Annotated in this window: 13 protein-coding genes and 1 pseudogene; 8 read left to right on the top strand and 6 right to left on the bottom strand. The window is 71.7% G+C overall.

The window, feature by feature from the left end:
• Position 1 precedes the first annotated feature (1 nt).
• Positions 2 to 1330, bottom strand: a complete 1329-nt coding sequence (locus ACP4J0_RS10360) for an ADP-ribosylglycohydrolase family protein (RefSeq protein WP_426598334.1) — start codon at positions 1328 to 1330, stop codon at positions 2 to 4.
• A gap of 530 nt (positions 1331 to 1860) precedes the next feature.
• Positions 1861 to 2844 (bottom strand): annotated as a pseudogene (locus ACP4J0_RS10355) (ADP-ribosylglycohydrolase family protein); the annotation flags it as partial.
• Positions 2845 to 3079: 235 nt separating this feature from the next.
• Here ACP4J0_RS10355 and ACP4J0_RS10350 point away from each other — a divergent pair.
• From ACP4J0_RS10350 to ACP4J0_RS10340, 3 genes are all read left to right on the top strand, one after another.
• Complete coding sequence (locus tag ACP4J0_RS10350) at positions 3080 to 3811, top strand: VIT1/CCC1 transporter family protein (protein ID WP_426598333.1); 732 nt, start codon at positions 3080 to 3082, stop codon at positions 3809 to 3811.
• Positions 3812 to 4268: 457 nt separating this feature from the next.
• A complete protein-coding gene (gene gltB / locus ACP4J0_RS10345) occupies positions 4269 to 8816 on the top strand; it encodes a glutamate synthase large subunit (protein WP_426598455.1) in 4548 nt (1515 codons plus the stop codon).
• A complete protein-coding gene (locus tag ACP4J0_RS10340) occupies positions 8809 to 10272 on the top strand; it encodes a glutamate synthase subunit beta (RefSeq protein ID WP_426598332.1) in 1464 nt (487 codons plus the stop codon). The genes gltB and ACP4J0_RS10340 overlap by 8 nt, the downstream gene beginning before the upstream one ends.
• A 104-nt stretch (positions 10273 to 10376) precedes the next feature.
• Here ACP4J0_RS10340 and ACP4J0_RS10335 read toward each other — a convergent pair whose 3' ends face one another.
• Complete coding sequence (locus tag ACP4J0_RS10335; RefSeq protein WP_426598331.1) at positions 10377 to 11279, bottom strand: chitosanase; 903 nt, start codon at positions 11277 to 11279, stop codon at positions 10377 to 10379.
• 13 nt (positions 11280 to 11292) lie between these two features.
• Complete coding sequence (locus ACP4J0_RS10330) at positions 11293 to 12222, bottom strand: rhomboid family intramembrane serine protease (RefSeq protein WP_426598330.1); 930 nt, start codon at positions 12220 to 12222, stop codon at positions 11293 to 11295.
• A gap of 153 nt (positions 12223 to 12375) precedes the next feature.
• On the opposite strand from ACP4J0_RS10330, the gene ACP4J0_RS10325 reads away from it, so the two are divergent.
• A complete protein-coding gene (locus ACP4J0_RS10325) occupies positions 12376 to 13101 on the top strand; it encodes a vWA domain-containing protein (protein WP_426598329.1) in 726 nt (241 codons plus the stop codon).
• 49 nt (positions 13102 to 13150) lie between these two features.
• On the opposite strand, the gene ACP4J0_RS10320 is transcribed toward ACP4J0_RS10325, so the two are convergent.
• Entirely contained in the window at positions 13151 to 14050 is a 900-nt protein-coding gene (locus ACP4J0_RS10320; RefSeq protein ID WP_426598328.1) for a hypothetical protein, read from the bottom strand.
• Between the two features lie 579 nt (positions 14051 to 14629).
• Between ACP4J0_RS10320 and ACP4J0_RS10315 the strand changes: the two genes are divergently transcribed.
• From ACP4J0_RS10315 to ACP4J0_RS10300, 4 genes are all read left to right on the top strand, one after another.
• Positions 14630 to 14998 (top strand): chorismate mutase, encoded by a 369-nt coding sequence (locus ACP4J0_RS10315; RefSeq protein WP_426598327.1) that lies wholly within the window; start codon positions 14630 to 14632, stop codon positions 14996 to 14998.
• A gap of 133 nt (positions 14999 to 15131) precedes the next feature.
• Positions 15132 to 17639 (top strand): aminopeptidase N, encoded by a 2508-nt coding sequence (pepN, locus tag ACP4J0_RS10310; protein WP_426598326.1) that lies wholly within the window; start codon positions 15132 to 15134, stop codon positions 17637 to 17639.
• Positions 17640 to 17776: 137 nt separating this feature from the next.
• A complete protein-coding gene (locus ACP4J0_RS10305) occupies positions 17777 to 19138 on the top strand; it encodes a pyridoxal phosphate-dependent decarboxylase family protein (protein WP_426598325.1) in 1362 nt (453 codons plus the stop codon).
• Complete coding sequence (locus ACP4J0_RS10300; protein ID WP_426598324.1) at positions 19135 to 20547, top strand: lysine N(6)-hydroxylase/L-ornithine N(5)-oxygenase family protein; 1413 nt, start codon at positions 19135 to 19137, stop codon at positions 20545 to 20547. Before ACP4J0_RS10305 ends, ACP4J0_RS10300 begins: the two co-directional genes overlap by 4 nt.
• A gap of 24 nt (positions 20548 to 20571) precedes the next feature.
• Here the strand turns inward: ACP4J0_RS10300 and ACP4J0_RS10295 are convergent, their stop codons facing one another.
• Positions 20572 to 22380 (bottom strand): bifunctional metallophosphatase/5'-nucleotidase, encoded by a 1809-nt coding sequence (locus tag ACP4J0_RS10295; RefSeq protein WP_426598323.1) that lies wholly within the window; start codon positions 22378 to 22380, stop codon positions 20572 to 20574.
• Positions 22381 to 22478 lie beyond the last annotated feature (98 nt).

The raw sequence follows: 22478 nt of genomic DNA, 5'->3' as shown, positions 1-22478 counted from the left end.
CTCATGTCGTGTCGCGTCCTTCGCGTTCTTCGCGCTCTTCGTGTCTGTCGCGGCCTTCCGGGCGTTCTCGTGGTTCTCGCCGGGACGGTTGCGTGGCGTGCAGGAGTCCGGCGAGTTCGACCAGGTCGGTGCCGGTGAGGCGGGGCAGTACGCAGCCGGGGAGCGTGCGGCAGGCCTCCCGCCAGGACGCGGGGACCGACGTGCCGCCGCCCAGCGCGCCGGTGAGGGCGCCGGCCAGTGCGGGAGCGGAGTCCGCGACCCTGGAGAGACAGGCCGCAGCCGGTACGGCCTCCGCGACGCGGCCCCGGGCGGCGGTGGCCAGGGCGAGGGCGACCGGGACGGTCTCGGCGGCGGCGATGCCGTAGCTGTAGACGTGGTCGACGATTCTGTGCTCCAGCAGCGGTACGAGCGCGAAGGTGCTTTCGGCGTCCGCCGCCAGGGCCAGGGCCAGGCGGGCGTTGCGGCCGATCTCCGTCTCCTCGGGGAGTTCGGCGAGCGCGGCCGTCACACAGGTGCCTACGCCGGCGCCGTCGAGGGCGCAGGCCAGTGCCGCGGCCATGGCGCGGGCGCCGTGCACGCCGTCGCCGTCCTGGGTGTAGCGGGCGTCGAACTCGGCGAGGTCGGCGGCGAGCCGCGGGGCGCCGGGGTGGGCGACGGCGAGGACGCAGGCGCGGACGCAGGCGGCGTCGTCGAAGTAGTGCGGGTTGTCGTGGCCGGTGGCGGGCGGGCGCAGGCCGGTGGCGAGGTTGCCGAGCCCGGCCCGTACCGAGATGCGGGCCCGCAGCGGCAGCACCGCCGACTCGACCTCGGGGGCGCGGTCCGCCGCCGCGGCCACCTCGCTGGCGACGGCGTTCCAGGTCAGGTCGATCGCGGCCCGCATCCGCCGCTCCCGGCTGAGGTCGCCGAGCGCGCTGTCGTCCCCGGCCCGCAGCACCGCTTCCGCGGCGAACGCGGCCCACTCGGCGTCGTCGGAGGGGCCGAGGCGGAGCGGTTCCGGGGGCTGGTTGAGGGCGATGGGGACGGGGAGGGTGGTGGTCGCGTTCTGCTCGGCGAAGGTGTCCAGCTCGCGGGTGAGGCGGCGCGTCCACTCGGGCATCCGGGCGGCCCGGTGCCGGGCGGCGGGCCAGCCGGCGGCGTCCCCCGCGGCGAGTCCGAGGAGGAGGCCCTCGATGCGGTCGGGCCCCGGTGTCGTGCGGGCCGGCGTGGCGGGCCCGGGCTCGGGTCCCGGCCGGTGCCCGCTCCCGGCGGGCGCCGACCGCTCCGGCGCGCCGGGCGGGGCGACGTACGCGGTGGTGGCCGGTTCCTCACCGGAGGCACGGGACCTGCTCACGGCCGCACCCCCGCCGCCGCGTCGCCGTACGGCACGGGCGCGGACCTTGCGGGCCCCGTGTGCTGTGGGCACTCCGGGTGCCCGGGATGCCCGGGGTTCTCTGGGTGCTCTGGGGAGTCTGCTGCCTGCGGTACGGCTGCGCCATGCGGGGCCGGGCGCCGGTCCGCTGCGGCGAGGGTGTCGTTCCGTACGGAGTCGCCGTGCTCCGCGGACGCGCCGCTCGGTACCGGTGCGAGCCGGTCGTCGGGTGCGGGCTCCCGCCCCTGCTTCGCCACCGGTCCCCGTCCGAGCGCCGGACTGGCGGGCCCCGGTACGGAATCGTCGGCGGGCTCCGGTACGCAACCGTCGGCGGGCTCCGGTACGGGACCGGTGCGCCGTGCGGCGTGCTCGCCCGGGGCAGGGGCGTCGCGGGGGCGGGGGCTCCCGCCCCGTGGGCCGTCCCAGGCCCGGGCGGTGCGTGAGCGGTCCTCCCGGTCCTCCCAATCCTCCGCGCCCCGGTCCTCCGCGCCCCGCGTCTCCGCGTCCCGCGTCAGCAGGTCGGCCACCTCCAGCACATGGTGGCCCGCCATCGCCGGCAGGCAGCTGCCGCGGGCCGGACCGATGGCCGCCGCCCACTCGGCCGGGATCGCGGCGGCGCCCCGGGAGGCGCCGGCCAGGGCGCCGGCCACCGCCGCCGTGGTGTCGGCGTCGCGGCCCATGTTGACGGCCGTCAGCACGGCGTCCGTGAAGTCGCCGTCGGCCGCCGCGTACGCGCCGAAGGCGAGGGCGACCGCCTCGGGGGCCAGGTCGGTCCACGGGTAGCCGCCGATGACCACGGCGGAGCGGACGGCGCGTTCGCCGAGGTGGGCCGCCGTCATCGCGCGGCGCAGGCAGCGGGCCGTCCACGAGTCGTCCGGGACGACGGCCAGGGCGGAGGCCACGACCGCGACGGTCGGTGCCCCCGCCATCGCCGCCGCGACACCCGCCGCCACCGCCTGGCCGCCGTAGATGCCCTCGCCGTCGTGGCTGACCGAGCCGTCGATCGCCACCAGCCGGGCCGCCTCGGCGGGCCGTCCCGCCGCGAACACTCCGTGGGGCGCGGCGCGCATGGCCAGTCCGTCGCTCCAGGCGTGGCGGTGCTGGGCGGAGACGGGGGCGGCCAGGCCGCGGCGCAGGTTCTCCAGGGTGCCGCGTTCGCTGAAGCCCGCGCCCCGGAACGGGCCCTCCTCCCGGTCCGCGATCCACTCGTGCCAGGCCGTCTCGACATGGCCGGGGGTGAGCGCGGAGCCGTACCGGGCCAGCAGCAGGCCGGAGAAGATCGCGTACTCGGTGTCGTCGGTGCCGGCCGGCTTCTCGGCCACGTATCCCGTGATCCGTCCCCAGCGGGCGCGGATCTCGGAGGGCAGCATGTTCTCGGCCGGCGCCCCGAGGGCGTCCCCGACGGCCAGCCCGAGCAGCGCGCCCCGGGCCCGTTCGCGGAGTCCGACGGCGTCCCCGGGCGCGGGGGCCGGGGGAATACAGGCGGTGGATGCCATGCGGCCTCTCCTCTCCCTTTGCTGATGTGTCCCCGGTGCGGTGCGTCGCGCAGCCTCACAGGCCTCAGCGTCACCCGGTCGGTCATATGTGCAGGCAAGATCACGCATGAGCGCAGGAAGGTAAAACCGCAGGTAAGCCCAGCCTTTCCTTGCTGGCGACGCGGAAATGAGTGACGTAGATTGGGCGTTGTCGAGAAGTAGAACGTGTCCAAACTAGCTTCCCGGGGGAACCCGCATGGCCATCATCGAGACCGAGGCGACGCTGCACGAGGCGCACCGCGACAACCACACGCACCGCGACGTGAACGGCGGCTGGCTGCGCCCCGCCGTCTTCGGCGCGATGGACGGCCTGGTCTCCAACCTCGCCCTGATGACCGGTGTCGCGGGCGGCGCGGCCGGTCAGCACACCGTCGTGCTGAGCGGACTGGCCGGACTGGCCGCCGGTGCCTTCTCCATGGCCGCCGGCGAGTACACCTCCGTCGCCTCGCAGCGCGAGCTCGTCGAGGCCGAGCTGGACGTGGAGCGCCAGGAGCTGAGGAAGCACCCCGCGGACGAGGAGGCCGAGCTCGCCGCGCTCTACGAGGCCCGCGGCGTCGAGACCGGCCTCGCCCGCGAGGTGGCCCGTCAGCTGTCCCGCGACCCCGAGCAGGCCCTGGAGATACACGCCCGCGAGGAACTGGGCATCGACCCCTCCGACCTGCCGTCGCCGCTGGTCGCGGCCGTTTCGTCGTTCGGGTCCTTCGCGCTGGGCGCCCTGCTCCCCGTCCTGCCGTTCCTGCTCGGCGCCAGTGCGCTGTGGCCCGCGGTGGTGCTCGCGCTGGCCGGGCTGTTCCTGTGCGGCGCGGTGGTCGCCAAGGTCACCGCACGCAGCTGGTGGTACAGCGGACTGCGGCAGCTCGCACTCGGTGGCGCGGCGGCCGGTGTGACGTACGCCCTGGGCAGCCTGTTCGGGACGGCCGTAGGATAGCGCGGCTCGAACTTATGCGACGGACCGCATAAGTAGCCGTTACGCGCGGGTTTCGAGTGCGTGATCCCCGGGCATGAGCCGTAAGCGCTGTAGGCAATGAGGCCTGCCGCACACCCGCGGAGTGGGCGACGACGCTCCCTCCGCGCCCTCGGGCCGACGGACATCGATCTGTCCGCCACGGTCCCCACAGCCTCCACCGCCGGGTGCGGAACCCCCGCCGCATCCCCCGGTGTCCGCATGTTGGAACGGATTATCCCGCTGTCCGAGAACCGCTCCATCATGTAACCTGCATCAAATTTTGCACTCACGCAGAGGGCCAACGTCGTCCCTCGGCACTTGCTCCCCCAGAGCCTCAAGGGCCTGGGAGGTCCCCAGCCAGATGACGACGACGGGAGAGCCGATGCGTACGCCGCGCCAGCCGTCCCAGCACTCCGCGAGTGGCCAGAACCGGTCCTTCATGGATGCTCGCCCTGCCGCGCAGGGCATGTACGACCCCCGCAACGAGCACGACGCCTGCGGCGTCGGATTCGTCGCCACCCTCACCGGCGAGGCGTCCCACACCCTGGTCGACCAGGCGCTCACCGTGCTGCGCAACCTGGAGCACCGGGGCGCCACCGGCTCCGAGCCCGACTCGGGCGACGGCGCGGGCATCCTCTCCCAGGTGCCGGACGCCTTCTTCCGCGAGGTGGCCGGATTCGAACTGCCCGAGGCCGGGGCGTACGCCGTCGGCATCGCCTTCCTCCCCGTGGACGGCACCGAGGACGCCGTCTCGCGGATCGAGACCATCGCGGCCGAGGAGGGCCTCACCGTCCTCGGCTGGCGCGAGGTCCCGGTCGCCCCGCAGATGCTCGGCGCCACCGCCCGTTCGACCATGCCGGTCTTCCGCCAGATCTTCGTGACCGACGGCACGTCGCAGGGCATCGCCCTCGACCGGCACGCCTTCGCGCTGCGCAAGCGCGCCGAGCGCGAGGCCGACGTCTACTTCCCGTCGCTGTCCGCGCGGACCATCGTCTACAAGGGCATGCTGACCACCGGCCAGCTGGAGCCCTTCTTCCCGGACCTGTCCGACCGCCGCTTCGCCTCCGCGATCGCGCTCGTGCACTCCCGGTTCTCGACGAACACCTTCCCGGCCTGGCCCCTCGCCCACCCGTACCGCTTCGTCGCGCACAACGGCGAGATCAACACGGTCAAGGGCAACCGCAACTGGATGGTCGCCCGCGAGTCCCAGCTCGCCTCCGACCTGTTCGGCTCGTCCGCGGACCTGAAGCGGCTCTTCCCGATCTGCACGCCGGACGCCTCGGACTCCGCCTCCTTCGACGAGGTCCTGGAGCTGCTGCACCTCGGCGGGCGCTCGCTGCCGCACTCCGTGCTGATGATGATCCCGGAGGCGTGGGAGAACCACGAGTCCATGAACATCAAGGACTCGGCCCGGCGCGCCTTCTACCAGTTCCACTCCACGATGATGGAGCCCTGGGACGGCCCCGCCTGCGTCACCTTCACCGACGGCACCCAGGTCGGCGCCGTCCTCGACCGCAACGGCCTGCGCCCCGGCCGCTACTGGGTCACCGACGACGGCCTCGTCGTCCTCGGCTCCGAGGTCGGCGTCCTCGACATCGACCCCGCGAAGGTCGTCCGCAAGGGCCGCCTCCAGCCCGGCCGCATGTTCCTGGTGGACACCGCCGAGCACCGCATCATCGAGGACGACGAGATCAAGGCCCGGCTCGCCGCCGAGCAGCCGTACGCCGAGTGGATCGAGGCCGGCGAGATCGAGCTGTCCGACCTGCCCGAGCGCGAGCACATCGTGCACACCCACGCCTCGGTCACCCGCCGCCAGCAGACCTTCGGGTACACCGAGGAGGAGCTGCGCGTCATCCTCGCGCCGATGGCCAAGGCCGGGGCCGAGCCGATCGGCTCCATGGGCACCGACTCGCCGATCGCCGCGCTCTCCGAGCGCCCCCGGCTGCTCTTCGACTACTTCACCCAGCTGTTCGCGCAGGTCACCAACCCGCCGCTGGACGCCATCCGCGAGGAACTGGTCACCTCCCTGCGCTCCTCGCTGGGCCCGCAGGGCAACCTGCTGGAGCCGTCGGCCGCCTCCTGCCGCAGCGTCCTGCTGCCGTTCCCGGTGATCGACAACGACGAGCTGGCCAAGCTCATCCACATCAACGCCGACGGCGACATGCCCGGCTTCAAGGCCGCGACCCTCTCCGGCCTCTACCGGGTGCACGGCGGCGGCGACGCGCTCGCCGCGCGCATAGAGGAGATCTGCGCCGAGGCCGACGCCGCCATCGAGAACGGCGCCCGGCTCATCGTCCTGTCCGACCGCCACTCGGACGCCGAGCACGCGCCGATCCCGTCGCTGCTGCTCACCGCGGCCGTCCACCACCACCTCATCCGCACCAAGCAGCGCACCCAGGTGGGTCTGCTGGTCGAGGCCGGCGACGTCCGCGAGGTCCACCACGTCGCCCTGCTCATCGGCTACGGCGCCGCCGCCGTCAACCCGTACCTGGCGATGGAGTCCGTCGAGGACCTGGTCCGCGCGGGCACCTTCCTGCCCGGCGCCGAGCCCGAGCAGGCCATCCGCAACCTGATCTACGCCCTCGGCAAGGGCGTCCTCAAGGTCATGTCCAAGATGGGCATCTCCACCGTCGCCTCCTACCGCGGCGCCCAGGTCTTCGAGGCCGTCGGCCTGGACGAGGCCTTCGTCGAGAAGTACTTCAACGGCACCGCCACCAAGATCGGCGGCGTCGGCATCGACGTGATCGCCAAGGAGGTCGCCGCCCGCCACGCCAAGGCCTACCCGGCCAGCGGCATCGCGCCCGCCCACCGCGCCCTCGACATCGGCGGCGAGTACCAGTGGCGCCGCGAGGGCGAGCCGCACCTGTTCGACCCGGAGACGGTCTTCCGCCTCCAGCACTCCACGCGCTCCGGCAAGTACGACATCTTCAAGAAGTACACCGAGCGCGTGAACGAGCAGTCCGAGCGCCTGATGACGCTGCGCGGCCTGTTCGGTTTCAAGAGCGACCGGCAGCCGATCCCGATCGACGAGGTCGAGCCCGTCTCCGAGATCGTCAAGCGCTTCTCCACCGGCGCCATGTCGTACGGCTCCATCTCCCAGGAGGCGCACGAGACCCTCGCCATCGCCATGAACCAGCTGGGCGGCAAGTCCAACACCGGTGAGGGCGGCGAGGACCCGGAGCGCCTGTACGACCCGGCGCGCCGCTCCTCGATCAAGCAGGTCGCCTCCGGCCGCTTCGGCGTCACCTCCGAGTACCTGGTCAACGCCGACGACATCCAGATCAAGATGGCCCAGGGCGCCAAGCCCGGCGAGGGCGGCCAGCTGCCCGGCCACAAGGTGTACCCGTGGGTCGCCAAGACGCGTCACTCGACGCCCGGCGTGGGCCTGATCTCCCCGCCGCCGCACCACGACATCTACTCCATCGAGGACCTGGCCCAGCTGATCCACGACCTGAAGAACGCGAACCCGCAGGCGCGGATTCACGTCAAGCTGGTCTCCGAGGTCGGCGTCGGCACGGTCGCGGCGGGTGTGTCGAAGGCGCACGCGGACGTCGTCCTCATCTCCGGCCACGACGGCGGCACGGGCGCCTCCCCGCTGACGTCGCTCAAGCACGCGGGCGGTCCCTGGGAGCTGGGCCTCGCCGAGACCCAGCAGACCCTGCTGCTCAACGGCCTGCGCGACCGGATCGTCGTGCAGACCGACGGCCAGCTCAAGACCGGCCGGGACGTGGTCATCGCCGCGCTGCTCGGCGCCGAGGAGTTCGGTTTCGCGACCGCGCCGCTCGTCGTCTCCGGCTGCGTCATGATGCGCGTCTGCCACCTGGACACCTGCCCGGTCGGCATCGCCACCCAGAACCCGGTGCTGCGCGACCGGTTCTCCGGCAAGGCCGAGTACATCGTCAACTTCTTCAAGTTCATCGCCGAAGAGGTCCGCGAGATCCTCGCCGAGCTGGGCTTCCGCTCCATCGAGGAGGCCGTCGGCCACGCCGAGACCCTCGACGTCACCCGCGCCGTCCACCACTGGAAGGCGCAGGGCCTGGACCTGGCGCCGCTGTTCCACGTGCCGGAGCTGCCCGAGGGCGCGGTGCGCCACCAGGTGACCGTCCAGGACCACGGCCTGGAGAAGGCCCTCGACAACCAGCTGATCAAGCTCGCGTCGGACGCGCTCGGTGCCACGGACGCCACCGACGCCGCACCTGTGCGCGCCCAGGTCGCCATCCGCAACATCAACCGCACGGTCGGCACCATGCTCGGCCACGAGGTCACGAAGAAGTTCGGCGGCGCGGGCCTGCCCGACGACACCGTCGACATCACCTTCACCGGCTCCGCCGGCCAGTCCTTCGGCGCCTTCGTCCCGCGCGGCATCACGCTGCGCCTGGAGGGCGACGCCAACGACTACGTCGGCAAGGGCCTCTCCGGCGGCCGGATCGTCGTCCGCCCCGACCGGGGCGCCGACCACCTCGCCGAGTACTCCACCATCGCCGGCAACACCATCGGCTACGGCGCCACCGGCGGCGAGATGTTCCTGCGCGGCAAGGTCGGCGAGCGCTTCTGCGTCCGCAACTCCGGCGCGCTGGTCGTCTCCGAGGGCGTCGGCGACCACGGCTGCGAGTACATGACCGGCGGCCACGCGGTCGTTCTCGGCGAGACCGGACGCAACTTCGCGGCCGGCATGTCCGGCGGCATCGCCTACGTCATCGACCTGGACCGCGACAACGTCAACGCCGGCAACGTGAACGCCGTCGAGGCACTGGACGACACCGACCGCGCGTGGCTGCACGACGTCGTGCGCCGGCACCACGAGGAGACGGGCTCGACCGTCGCCGAGAAGCTGCTCGCCGAGTGGCCCACCGCCGTGGAGCGCTTCAGCAAGATCATCCCCAGTACGTACAAGGCAGTGCTCGCCGCCAAGGACGCCGCCGAGCGAGCCGGTCTCTCCGAGACCGAGACCACCGAGAAGATGATGGAGGCGGCGACCAATGGCTGATCCCAAGGGCTTCCTGAACCACGGACGCGAGGTCGCCCAGACCCGCCCCGTCGACGAGCGCGTCAAGGACTGGAACGAGGTCTACGTCCCCGGCTCCCTGCTGCCGATCATCAGCAAGCAGGCCAGCCGCTGCATGGACTGCGGCATCCCGTTCTGCCACAACGGCTGCCCGCTCGGGAACCTGATCCCCGAGTGGAACGACTACGCCTACCGCGAGGACTGGCAGGCCGCGCAGGAGCGCCTGCACGCCACCAACAACTTCCCGGAGTTCACCGGCCGCCTGTGCCCGGCCCCGTGCGAGTCGGCGTGCGTGCTCGGCATCAACCAGCCGCCGGTCACCATCAAGAACGTCGAGGTCTCGATCATCGACAAGGCGTGGGAGACCGGGGACGTCGCCCCGCAGATCCCCGAGCGCCTGTCCGGCAAGACCGTCGCCGTCATCGGCTCCGGCCCGGCCGGCCTCGCCGCCGCCCAGCAGCTCACCCGGGCCGGCCACACCGTCGCCGTCTACGAGCGCGCGGACCGCATCGGAGGCCTCCTCCGCTACGGCATCCCCGAGTTCAAGATGGAGAAGCGGCACATCAACCGCCGCATCGAGCAGATGCGCGCGGAGGGCACCCGCTTCCGCACCGGCGTCGAGATCGGCCGCGACCTCAAGGCGACCGACCTCAGGAAGCGCTACGACGCCGTCGTCATCGCCGCCGGCGCCACCACCGCCCGCGACCTGCCGGTCCCCGGCCGCGAGCTGAACGGCATCCACCAGGCCATGGAGTACCTCCCCCTGGCCAACAAGGTCCAGGAGGGCGACTACGTGGCGCCCCCGATCACCGCCGAGGGCAAGCACGTCGTCGTCATCGGCGGCGGCGACACCGGCGCCGACTGCGTGGGCACCGCCCACCGCCAGGGCGCGGCCTCCGTCACCCAGCTGGAGATCATGCCCCGCCCGGGCGAGGAGCGGAACCCGGTCTCCCAGCCGTGGCCGACCTTCCCGATGCTCTACAAGGTCACCAGCGCCCACGAGGAGGGCGGCGAGCGGGTCTACGCCGTCTCCACCACCCACTTCGAGGGCGACGCGGACGGCAACGTCCAGTGGCTGCACATGAGCGAGGTCGAGTTCATCGACGGCAAGCTCACCCCCAAGCCGGGCACCGAGCGGAAGATCCCGGCCCAGCTGGTCACCCTCGCCATGGGCTTCACCGGCACCGACCGGGAGAACGGACTGGTCGACCAGTTCGGCCTGGAGCTCGACGCACGGGGTAACATCGCCCGGGACGCCGACTTCCAGACCAACGTGCCGGGTGTGTTCGTCGCCGGTGACGCCGGCCGCGGCCAGTCGCTCATCGTCTGGGCGATCGCGGAGGGCCGCTCCGCAGCCCGCGGCGCCGACCGCTTCCTGACCGGAGCCAGCGAACTGCCGGCCCCGATCCGCCCGACGGACCGCGCCCTCGCGGTCTGACGGACGGAACAACCGAAGAACGTCCCGCACAAAGGCGTGCGGAACACTGATGGCGCCTGCCCCGTCCCCGACCGGACAAAGGGCAGGCGCCGTCGCATGCGCGCCTACGGCAGCCTGTACGTCTGCCCGTACATCTCCCACACCAGCGGAGTGTCGAGCTTCATGTTCCCGGCCTCCAGGAACCGCCGCTGCGCCGTGTCGACGCGGGAGGTGTCGATGCCCGGACGCCGGGCCCGCATGGCGTCGCGGCGGACGTCCAGGAAGGCGTCCAGGTAGGTCTTCTCGACGCCGCCCTGCCCCGGCGTCTTCGCCTTGCCCATGGCCTGCTCGCGCAGCCCGTAGAAGCCGTCGGCGCTCGTGTCCGGGCCGTGGAAGACCATCGCGTCGAAGTACACGAACTGGCCCAGCGTGCCCAGGCCGTCCAGCTTGGCCAGGCGGACCGCCGGCTCGAAGTAGACCCGGTCGCGTTCCTCCTCCTGCGCCGCACGGAACGCCGGCAGCTCCGCCTCCGCCTGCCAGGCGGCCGTGAAACCGGGGTCCAGGCCCTCGTGCGAGTCGCTGCCGTCCACCTCGCGCAGGGCGGGCAGGTACGCCGCCAGGCCGTTGCCCGGGTGGGCCTCGGTGTAGCGCTCGACCAGCGTGAGCAGGTCGTGCGTGCCCGTGCAGAAGCCGATGATGCCCGCCGTGTAGCCGCACCCGTCGCCGAGGTCCTCGATGACGCCGTAGGAGGTGCGCCACTTCGTGGTCGAGTTCTCGGCGCTGGACACCAGCTGCTGGGCCAGCTCCTTCTTCGCGGGGGCGGCGAGCCCCGGCGGCAGGTCGGCGATCAGCGCGTCGTCCGCCGCCCGCTCCTCCTCCGCCCGGCTCTTCGCGTCCTCGCGGGACGACTGGGCGGTGGACGCGGGCGGCGCCACCGGGGCGTCGGCCGAGTCCGTCGGCATCACGAAGTACACCCCCGTGGCGATCACGGGAACGGCCGCGAGGAGCAGCACACCGGCACGTTTCATCGGGGAATACCTCTCATAGGGAAATGCCTCCACCTGTCAGTTGCGACACCTTGACCGCCGCCGTCACCGCCAGCAGCACCACCAGCCCCGCGCACGCTCCCGCCTGCACCGCCACCCGGCGCCCGTCCCGGGGCGCGTACGCGAACGCCAGGGCCAGCGCGCCGCCCACCAGCAGGCCGCCGAGATGACCCTGCCAGGAGGTGAGCCCGGCGGACAGCACCAGCCACAACAGCAGGAGGGCCATGAAACGGTTGACCGAGGCCATGTCAGCGCCCAGACGGCGGTGCAGGACGTAGTACGCGGCCCCCACACCGAAGATCGCACCCGACGCGCCGACCGAGGACTGCCCGGGGTCACCCAGCACCAGCTGCAGGACGGAACCACCGAGCGCCGACAGCAGGTACAGGACCACGAAGCGGACCCGGCCGAGCATCAGCTCCACCACCCGCCCCAGCTGCCACAAAGCGACCATGTTCATCGTGAGGTGCAGGATCCCGAAGGTGCCCTCGAACGGCGACAGGTGGAGAAAGGCGCCGGTGAGCATCCGCTCCCATTCGCCGGCGGCGACGCCCTCCGCCCGGAAGAGCCCGAAGTGGGCACTCTCGTAGACGTAGTGCCCGCCGTCCGGGCCGACCAGCCGCGCACCGACCATCGAGAACCGGTCCACGATCTCCGGCCGCACCACCTCCGCCAGATACGCCAGGAGGTTGAGCCCGAACAGGACGTACGTCACCACGGGCGTCGCCCAGACCCGGCCGCCCGCGATGGTCCGGGCCTGCCGGACCGACCGCGCCCCCTCCTTCACGCACTCGGGACACTGGTGGCCGACGGACGCCTCCCGCATGCAGTCCGGGCAGATGTGGCGCTCGCAGCGGGTGCAGCGGACGTGGCACTCCACCGCGGGATGGCGGTAGCAGGTGGTGACGGTGGACTCGGAATCCACGGCCGGCTCCTCGGGACGGACGGACGGTGAGCCGGTGGGGACGGCGGCGAACAAAATAGCGAACGCCTGTGGACGAGCTGAGAGGCGGGGTGCGCCGTGCCGTAACCTCGGCAGCCAGATGCCGTAAGTCCCAAGGGTGACGGGGGAGTCCGCATGGCCGCGATCAGTCTCACCAAGGTGCGGGAGACCGCGCCCGCGCTGGTCGAACCGTACCGGAGCGCCGGGGTGTCGCTGACCAAGCACGGACTGGAGGGGACCAGGGCGGCCGTCTACCTCGTCGTCGACTACTCCGGCTCCATGAAGCCGTACTACAAGGACGGCAGCGTGCAGGCGCTCGCCGACCGGGTCCTCGGCCTGTCCGCGCACCTCGACGACGACGGCACCGTGCCGGTCGTGTTCTTCTCCACCGACGTCGACGCCGTCACCGAGATCGCCCTCGCCGACCACCAGGGACGGATCGAGCGGATCGCGGCCGGCCTCGGGCACATGGGCAAGACCAGCTACCACCTGGCCATGGACGCCGTCATCGACCACTACCTCGACAGCGGCGCCCGCCACCCCGCCCTGGTCGTCTTCCAGACCGACGGCGGCCCGATCAACCGGCTCGCCGCGGAGCGGTACCTGTGCAAGGCGGCAACGCTCCCCCTGTTCTGGCAGTTCGTCGGCTTCGGCGACCCGGACAGCCGCCAGTTCGAGTACCTGCGCAGACTCGACGAGCTGGCGGTGCCGGGCAAGCGGGTCGTCGACAACGCCGGGTTCTTCCACGCGGGCCGCGACCCGCGGAAGGTGACCGACGCCGAGTTGTACGACCACCTGGTGGGCGAGTTCCCCGCGTGGCTGGTGGCCGCACGCGCGCAGGGCATCGTGCGGCCCTGGTAGGGGTACCGCCCAGGGGCGCCGGAGGGACGGCCGGTGCGGGGCCGGCCGTTCACGTGTCGCACTCCAGCACCGTCCGGCACAGCCCGCACCGCGCCCGCACCCGCCCCCGCACCGGCACCCTGATCCGCTGATGACAGGTCGGACAGGAGAACGACACCCGCAGCGGCCCCCGCCCGCCCGGCGTGAAGGAGTACGGCCCGTCCACCGGAAGGGCCGCGGCGGCATGCGGGTCCTGGGCGTGACGACGGTCCCGGGCATAACGGCGGCGGCCCGCCCAGCCCGCCGCGGTCAGCGGCGGCTGCTGCTCGTCCCGGCGGGCCCGGGCCATGCCCTTGACGTACGCCGTGTACGCCTGCGGACTGGTGAACCACACCGCGGGGTCCTCACCGAACACCAGCGCCCGCTTGGCCAGGACGTAGCCGAACTCCTCCGGCGTCAGATACCCCAGCTTCTGCGACGACGCCGAGTCCTCCCGGTAGGCGTCCAGCAGCAGCCAGCCGGCACCCAGGTACGTCGTCGCCGTGTCGGTGAGGATCTCGTTGTCCCGCGTGCCGGCGAAGGACAGGCCCAGACGGTGCAGATACACGTGCATCACCTCGTGCGCGAGGGCCGCGCCGATGTCCCGGCGATGCGTACGGAACCGGTCGTTCAACTCGATGAAGTACTCCGGGCCCGCCGCGAGCTCGACACTCGCCGCATGCGTCATCTCCCGGAAGGACACGATCATCCGCGCATCCGGGAGACGGTAGTGACGCACCAGCTCGTGCGCCACCCGCTGGGCCCCCAGATACAGGTCGTCGGTGTCGCAGAACGCCACGTCGGCCGGGGCCACACTGGCCGAGAACGTCCGCACGGTGTTGTACGACAACCGCCTGTACAACGCGGTGACGGCGGCCCGCACCGTCTCCAGATGCGGGTAACCGTGCTCGACCGGTCCGCCGTTCGCCACGCCTGAACCCCCAAGACGCTCCTGAACCCGTCTCCCACTGTACGGCCGGCCCCGCACGGCCACCGGTGCCGCACGGCGGAAACCGTTCGCCCCGGCCCGGCCCCACGGCACGAGCGACGACCGTGACCAGCGAACAGCACACACCGTCGCCGCCTCCTCCCCGCGCGCGGGCGGCGCGGACCGCCTGCGTGTCCGTGCACGGGGCCAACCGCCTCTCCTCCCCGCGCGCGGGCGGCGCGGACACCGACCTGGAACAGCGGCTCACGGCAGCCCGGCTGGGGGAACCGGCACATGCGCGCGGCCGCACGGGAAGCCGGCCGGCGCGGCCGCACCGACAAGATCGTGTCCACGCACACTTCCAGGCGCCCGGCTGCCACCCGAGGCCCGGCCTCCGGGAGCGGGGCCGCACCGTACGGGAGCGGAGCCGCATCGTCCGGGAACGGGCCCATCGCGGACGTCCCCGGCGGACACGAGGACGGCTACGTCCACAAGCGCACCGGCACCGGCGGCACCGGCGGGATTTCCCGGGGCCTGAGACGGTCTGCGACGGCCCGGGATCCGCCCTTAGGGTGAGCACCCATGACCACCAGCAACACCGGTACCGGTGCCGTCGACCCCGCCGTCCGCGAGGAACTGGCCCGGCTGCGGGACAGCATCGACAACATCGACGCGGCCGTCGTCCACATGCTCGCCGAACGCTTCAAATGCACCCAGCAGGTCGGCCACCTCAAGGCCCGGCACCAACTCCCGCCCGCCGATCCGGCCCGCGAGGCGAAACAGATCGCCCGGCTGCGCGCCCTCGCCGAGAGCGCCAAACTCGACCCGGCGTTCGCCGAGAAGTTCCTGAACTTCATCATCGCCGAGGTGATCCACCACCACGAACGCATCGCGGAGCACAACGGCAACAGCAGCGGCAGCGGCAGCGGCCCGGCCCCCGCCTCCGACTGACCCCGCCGGCCCCGCGCCCCCGCCCACGGGGGCGCGCGCCGGGGAGCGCCCCGGCCACCCCGACGGCCCGGACAAACTCCGCGTACCGATCCGCCTCTGTGCCCTGCCGACCGCATCAGGCAGCATGGCGTGCATGTCCGTACTGACGCGCGACGAAGCGCAGACCCGAGCCCGGCTCCTCGACGTCCACCACTACACGATCGACCTCGATCTGACCCGTGGCGACGACACCTTCGACTCCCGCACCGTCATCCGCTTCACCGTCCACGGCGAACCGGACACCACGGACACCACGGACACCTTCGTCGAGGTCAAGCCCGCCGAGCTGCGCACCGTCACCCTGGACGGACACCCCCTCGACCCCGGCACCCTCGACGAGAACCGGCTCGCCCTGAAGAACCTCACCCCCGGCGACCACGAACTGCGCGTCGACGCCGCCATGCGCTACTCCCGCACCGGCGAGGGCATGCACCGCTTCACCGACCCCGCCGACGGCGAGACCTACGTCTACACCCAGCTCTTCCTGGACGACGTCCAGCGCGTCTTCGCCGCCTTCGACCAGCCCGACCTCAAAGCCGTCTTCGACCTCACCGTCACCGCGCCCCAGGGCTGGACCGTCCTCGCCAACGGCATCACCGAACACACCGGCGACGGCCGCTGGAAGGCCGCCACCACCCCACCCATCTCCACCTACCTCGTCGCCGTCGCCGCCGGCCCCTGGCACTCCGTACGCACCGAACACCGCGGCCTCCCCTTCGGCCTCCACTGCCGCCGCTCCCTCGCCCCCCACCTCGACGCCGACACCGAAGAACTCCTCGAGGTCACCCGCGGCTGCTTCGACCGCTACCACGAGAAGTTCACCGAGCCCTACCCCTTCGACTCCTACGACCAGGCGTTCGTCCCCGAATTCAACGCCGGCGCCATGGAGAACCCCGGACTGGTCACCTTCCGCGACGAGTTCGTCTTCCGCTCCGCCGTCACCGACACCCAGCGGCAGACCCGCGCCATGGTCATCGCCCACGAGATGGCCCACATGTGGTTCGGCGACCTCGTCACCCTCCGCTGGTGGGACGACATCTGGCTCAACGAGTCCTTCGCCGAGTACATGGGCTACCAGACCACCGCCGAAGCCACCCGCTTCACCGACACCTGGACCGACTTCGGCGTCACCCGCAAACCCTGGGGCTACGACGCCGACCAACGCCCCTCCACCCACCCCGTCGCCCCCGAGAACGTCCAGGACACCGCCTCCGCCCTCCTCAACTTCGACGGCATCTCCTACGCCAAGGGCGCCTCCGCCCTGCGCCAGCTCGTCCACTGGCTCGGCGAGAAGGACTTCCTCGCCGGCATCAACACCCACTTCGACCGGCACAAGTTCGCCAACGCCACCCTCGCCGACTTCATCGACTCCCTCGCCGCCGCCACCGACCGCGACGTCCACGCCTGGGCCGACGCCTGGCTGCGCACCACCGGCGTCGACACCCTCACCCCCCACGTCACCGGCGACAACGGCACCCGAACACTCGAAGTCGGCCGCAAGGGCGAGCGACCCCACCGCATCGCCGCCGGTCTCTACGACCGCGACCTCACCGACGAAGGCCGGCTCACCCTGCGCACACGCCTCGACCTCGACCTCCCCCAGGCCGAACCCCGGCCCATCGGCAAGCTCCCCGCGCTCGTCGTCCTCAACGACGGCGACCTGAGCTACGCCAAGATCCGCTTCGACGCCGACTCCTTCCGCACCCTCCGCGAAGGCCTGTCCGGCCTGCCCGACCCACTCACCCGGGCCGTCGTCTGGAACGCCCTCAGGGACGCCGTCCGCGACGGCGAACTCCCCACCGGCACCTACCTGGGCATCGCCCGCGCCCACCTCCCCCACGAGACCGACCTCGCCCTCGTCGACGGCGTCCTCACCTTCGCCACCACCCAGGTCGCCGACCGCTACGCCGCCCCCGACCAGCGGCCCGCCGCCCTGACCACACTCACCGACCTGTGCCGCGACCTCATCCGCCGCACCGAGGACGGCGACCACCCCGGACTGCGCCTCATCGCCGTACGCCACCGCATCGCCACCGCCGCCCACCCCGACACCATCGCCGCCTGGCTCGCCGACGGCACCGTCCCCGGCGGCCCCGAACTCGACCCCGAACTCCGCTGGCGCATCCTCACCCGCCTCGCCGTCCTCGGCGCCACCGACGAGACCGCCATCGCCGCCGAACTCCGACGCGACCCCAGCGACACCGGCCAGGAGGGCGCCGCCCACTGCCGCGCGGCCCTGCCCCACCCCGACGCCAAGAGCCGCGCCTGGCAGGCCATGTTCACCACCGACGACCTCTCCAACTACCTCTTCACCGCCACCGCCAAGGGCTTCTGGCAGCCCGAACAAGCCGACCTCCTCCACGACTACGTACCGCGCTACTACACCGAAGCCGTCGCCGTCGCCGCCCGCCGCGGCCCCGCCATCGCCGAAGCCGCCGGCCGCTGGGCCTTCCCCGCCCACGCCGTCGACACCGACAACCTTCGCCTCGGCCAGGAATGCCTCGACCACGCCCACCCCACCCCCGCCCTGCGCCGCAAGCTCACCGACCAACTCGACGACCTCGCCCGCGCCCTGCGCGTACGGGAGACCGACACGCACTGACCCCGGACACGGCCGGCCCACCCCCGCGGGCCGGCCCCCCGCATACCCCTTTCGGGTTGCGATCTTGAGCTGTACGGGCGTACCCGCGCATCCCCGTCCAAGCTGGAACTCCCCGCACCACGCCCGGAGGACAGCCCATGGGCACGCCGCCGCCCCTCGCCTCGGGCCCCCACGGCCCCGACGCCCTACGCCCCCTGCTCGACACCGTGCTCGACGCACTGCACGCCGGCACCACAGCACGCGGAGGCCCCCTGCCCGCGGGCGGCCCCGACACCGTCACCGCCCGCATGACCGACGCCGCCGGCGACATCCTCCCCGACCACGGCGACCCCGACGCCCTGCGCACCCTCGTCACCGCACTCGCCCACGGCGCCGCCGACCCCGCCCACCCCCTGTGCACCGCCCACCTGCACGGCCCACCCCTCGCCGTCGCCACCGCCGCCGACCTCGCCGCCAGCGCCCTCAACCCCTCCCTCGACTCCTGGGACCAGGCACCCGCCGCCTCCACCCTCGAAACCCTCGTCACCCGCGCCCTCGCCCGGGAAACCGGCGCCGCCGACGCCCTCATCACCACCGGCGGCACCGAATCCAACCAACTCGCCACCCTCCTCGCCCGCGAAACCCACGGCCCAGGCCTGCGCCTCATCCACGGAGCCAACGCCCACCACTCCGTACCCCGCGCCACCTGGCTCCTCGGACTGCCCGAACCCGTCGTCGTCCCCGCCCCCGCCGGCACCCTCGACCCCGCGGCCCTCGACGAAGCCCTCACCCAGATCCCCGGACCACACCTCGTCGTCGCCACCGCCGGCACCACCGACGCCGGCCTCATCGACCCCCTCCCCGAAATCGCCGACCGCTGCACCGCACACGGCGCCCGCCTCCACATCGACGCCGCCTACGGCGCCGGCCTCCTCTTCAGCACCCAGCACCGCCCCAAACTCGCCGGACTCGAAGCCGCCCACACCGTCACCCTCGACCTGCACAAACTCGGCTGGCAACCCATCGCCGCCGGCCTCCTCACCGTCAAGAACCCCGACGACCTCACCGCCCTCCACCACCACACCCACTACCTCAACGCCGACGACGACACCCACGCCGGAATCCCCGACCTCCTCGGCCGCTCCCCACGCACCAGCCGCCGCCCCGACATCCTCAAAATCGCCGCCACCCTCAAAACCCTCGGCCGCACCGGACTCGGCACCCTCGTCGACGACGTCTGCACCCTCGCCCAGAAACTCGCCACCCTCATCCACCACCACCCCCGCTTCGAACTCCACGCCCCACCCACCATCAGCACAGTCCTCTTCCGCCCCACCCACACCACCGACGACACCGTCGCCGCCCTACGCCGCACCCTCCTCACCACCGGTGCCGCCGTCCTCGGCCGCGCCCACGCCGACGGCCGGCTCTGGCTCAAAGCCACCCTCCTCAACCCCCACACCACACCCGACGACCTCACCACCCTCCTCACCCTCGTAGAAAGACACACCCCCCGATGAACACCCCCGCACACCACACCCCCGACACCCCCCGCGACCTCGCCGGCATCGGCATCGGCCCCTTCAACCTCTCCCTCGCCGCCCTCGCCGACCCCCTCACCGGCCTCGACACCGTCTTCTACGACCAGCGCCCCGCCTTCCACTGGCACCCCGGCCTCCTCATCGACGGCGCACGCATCCAGGTCCCCTTCCTCGCCGACCTCGTCACCCTCGCCGACCCCGCCAACCCCTGGACCTTCCTCAACCACCTCAAAGCCCGAGAACGCCTCTTCCCCTTCTACTTCGCCGAACGCTTCCACATCCAACGCACCGAGTACGACACCTACTGCCGCTGGGTCGCCGACAACCTCCCCACCCTCCGCTTCCACCACCAGGTCGACGCCGTCCGCTGGAACCCCGAACACCACCTCTTCGAAGTCGACTACACCCGACTCGACGCCGACGGAGAAGCCGACGCCGTCGGCCGCACCTACGCGAAGAACGTCGTCCTCGGCATCGGCACCGAACCGCACGTCCCCGACCCCCTCAAACCCCTCACCGACGCCCCCGGCGTCCCCGTCGTCCACGCCGCCGACTACCTCCAGCACCGCGACACCCTGCTCACCGCCGGACACATCACCGTCATCGGCACCGGCCAGTCCGGCGCCGAGATCTTCCTCGACCTCCTCCGCCACCGCCCCACCGGCCACGAACAACTCCACTGGCTCGGCCGCACCGAAGCCTTCGCCCCCATGGAGTACTCCAAACTCGGCCTGGAACACTTCACACCCGACTACACCCGCTACTTCCACGCCCTGAGCGAACCCGTCCGCGACCGCCTCCTCGCCACCCAGTGGCAACTCCACAAAGGCATCGACGCCGACACCACCGCCGCCATCCACGACGAGCTCTACCGCCGCACCCTCGACGGCGGCTGGCCCGACACCGTCCTCACCCCCGGCGTCCACGTCCGCACCGCCGGCCGCATCGCCACCACCCAGATCGAACTCCACATCGAACACACCCAGCAGAAAACCCGCTCCCGCCTCACCACCAACGCCGTCGTCCTCGCCACCGGCTACCGCGACCGCCCCCTCGACCGCCTCCTCACCGGCCTCGACGCCTACATGCGGCGCGACAACCACGAACGCCCCCGCATCGACGAACGCTTCCGCCTCCTCCTCGACCCCTCCGTCACCGGACACGTCTACGTCCAGAACGCCGAAACCCACACCCACGGCGTCGGCACACCCGACCTCGGCCTTGCCGCCTGGCGCAGCGCCACCATCCTCAACGACGTCACCGGACGAAACCCCTACCCGCTCCCCAGCCGCACCGCCTTCACCACCTTCGGCCTGGAACGAGCACAGCCCCAGATCCCCTCCGCACGCGACCACCGGGCACTCACCCCGCTGGTGGAAGGAATCTGAGGCCGCACCTCACACACGCGGAAATCAGAACACCGGCACACCGTCCCGCGTCAGCCTCCAGCCCACCGACGCGAAGTCCTCCGGGTCCAGCACACCCCTCGCCGTGACCCACTCGGCGATCCGCGTACGGATCTCCGTCGACTCCGACCACAACTCCTGGGCCGACGCCACATGCGGGAACGCACCACCACCGTTGGCCCGGTAGTTGTTCACCGCCAGCACGAACCGCGCCTCATCGGCCAACGGCGCACCCCCGTACGCCAAATTCCTGATCCGCGAACCGGGTGCCTGCGCGATGTCCACCTCGTACGTCAGCCCCGACACGTAGTCGTAGTTGTAGTCCGGACGGCCGTTCGCATTGGTCAGCTTCTCCACATCCACCGGCACACCCGCCGCCGTCCGCACGTAGTACTCCGCCGAGTACTCCAGGTACGCCCGCAACTGGGCGCCCGTCATCAGCTTCGCCACCAGCGTGTTGTCGTACACGTACAGACTCGACAGATCCCGGATCGTCACGTCACCGGCCGGAATCTCGGACGTCCGCGAGAACGGCGAAGCCTGGGCCAGAACCGGCAGCGACGCGTACTCCGTACCCGCCAGCGCCTCCCTGACCACGTCCTCCTGCACCTTCGTGATCAGGTCGATGATCGGCGCGTCCGTGTAACGCGCCTCCACCGTCGTCAACGTCTCGGTCGCCGTACCGACCACCTGATTGACGTACGCCACGACCCTCGCGTGCTCGTCCGACAGCAACTCGGTGATCTCCGGGTCGTCCTCGACCGTGCTGGAATCACGCAGCGACGCCCTCACCGACTCCACGTGCCAACGGCCCCGCTCGAAGACCAGCTCGAAGTCGAACAGAGTCAGCCGCTCGGCGTAACACAGCGGCTCCGACAGCACGACCGTCTTCCCGGTCTCCTCGTTGACGACCTTCAGCTCCGCGATCTCCTGATGCGCGTGCCCCACCAGGATCGCGTCGATACCCGGCACCAGCCTCGCCACATTCGCCGCCGCGTTCTCCACGTACGGAAGCTGGTCACCGTACGACGACGTCCCCGACGACCCCGAGTGCGCCGACACCACCACCACGTCCGCGCCCATCGAACGCAGCTTCGGCACCCACGTGGCCGCCTGCTCCTCCAGACCCGGGAACGCCAGCTTCCCCTGCACGTACGCCTTGTCCCAGATCGCGATACCCGGGTTCGTCAGCCCCAGCACCGCCACCTTCACCGGCGGCGCGCCCTTCACCCGGAACGTCTTCATGAAGTACGGCGGGAAGGCCGGCCTCAGCGTCTTCGCGTCCACCGCGTTCGCACCGAGCAGCGGAAAATCACACTGCTCCTCGAACTTGCGCAGCGTCTCGATGCCGTAGTTGAACTCATGGTTCCCCAGCGCCACCGCGTCGTACCCGATCGCGTTCATCGCCTGCGCCATCGGGTGCACCGGACCGCCCTCGGCGGTGATCGGATCGACCTTCGCGTAGTAGTACGTCAACGGGGTGCCCTGGATGGTGTCGCCCGCGTCCAGCAGCAGCGTGTTGCGGCGGCCCTTCTCCGCACGGACCTGGTCCACCAGCGTGGAGACACGGGCCAGCCCCTGCGCGTTGCCCGCCGCGTCCGCGTACTCGGCGTCCTTGAAGTAGTCCCAGTTGAAGACGTGCCCGTGCAGATCGGTGGTGCCCAGCACCGTCAGCGCGTACCGCTTCGGCTTCTTACGACCGCGCCCGTGCGCGGGCGCCGCCTCCGCCGCCGGAGCCGCCGCCGCGCCGGCCAGCGCCACACCCGCCCCCGTCACGGCGGACCTGCTCAGGAACTTCCGGCGGTTCAACGCCATGGCTGACTCTCCTCGGTGACCCGTGATCATGTGACAACGCGCGTAGATTCCGCCCTGAGCGCAGCACCTGTCAAGAGCCGCAGCCGGATGAAATGCTC

The organism is Streptomyces sp. WG7 (assembly GCF_049975785.1).
Taxonomy (GTDB): Bacteria; Actinomycetota; Actinomycetes; order Streptomycetales; family Streptomycetaceae; genus Streptomyces.
Note: the sequence above shows the minus strand (reverse complement) of the source record. Positions and strands in the feature narration are given on the sequence as shown.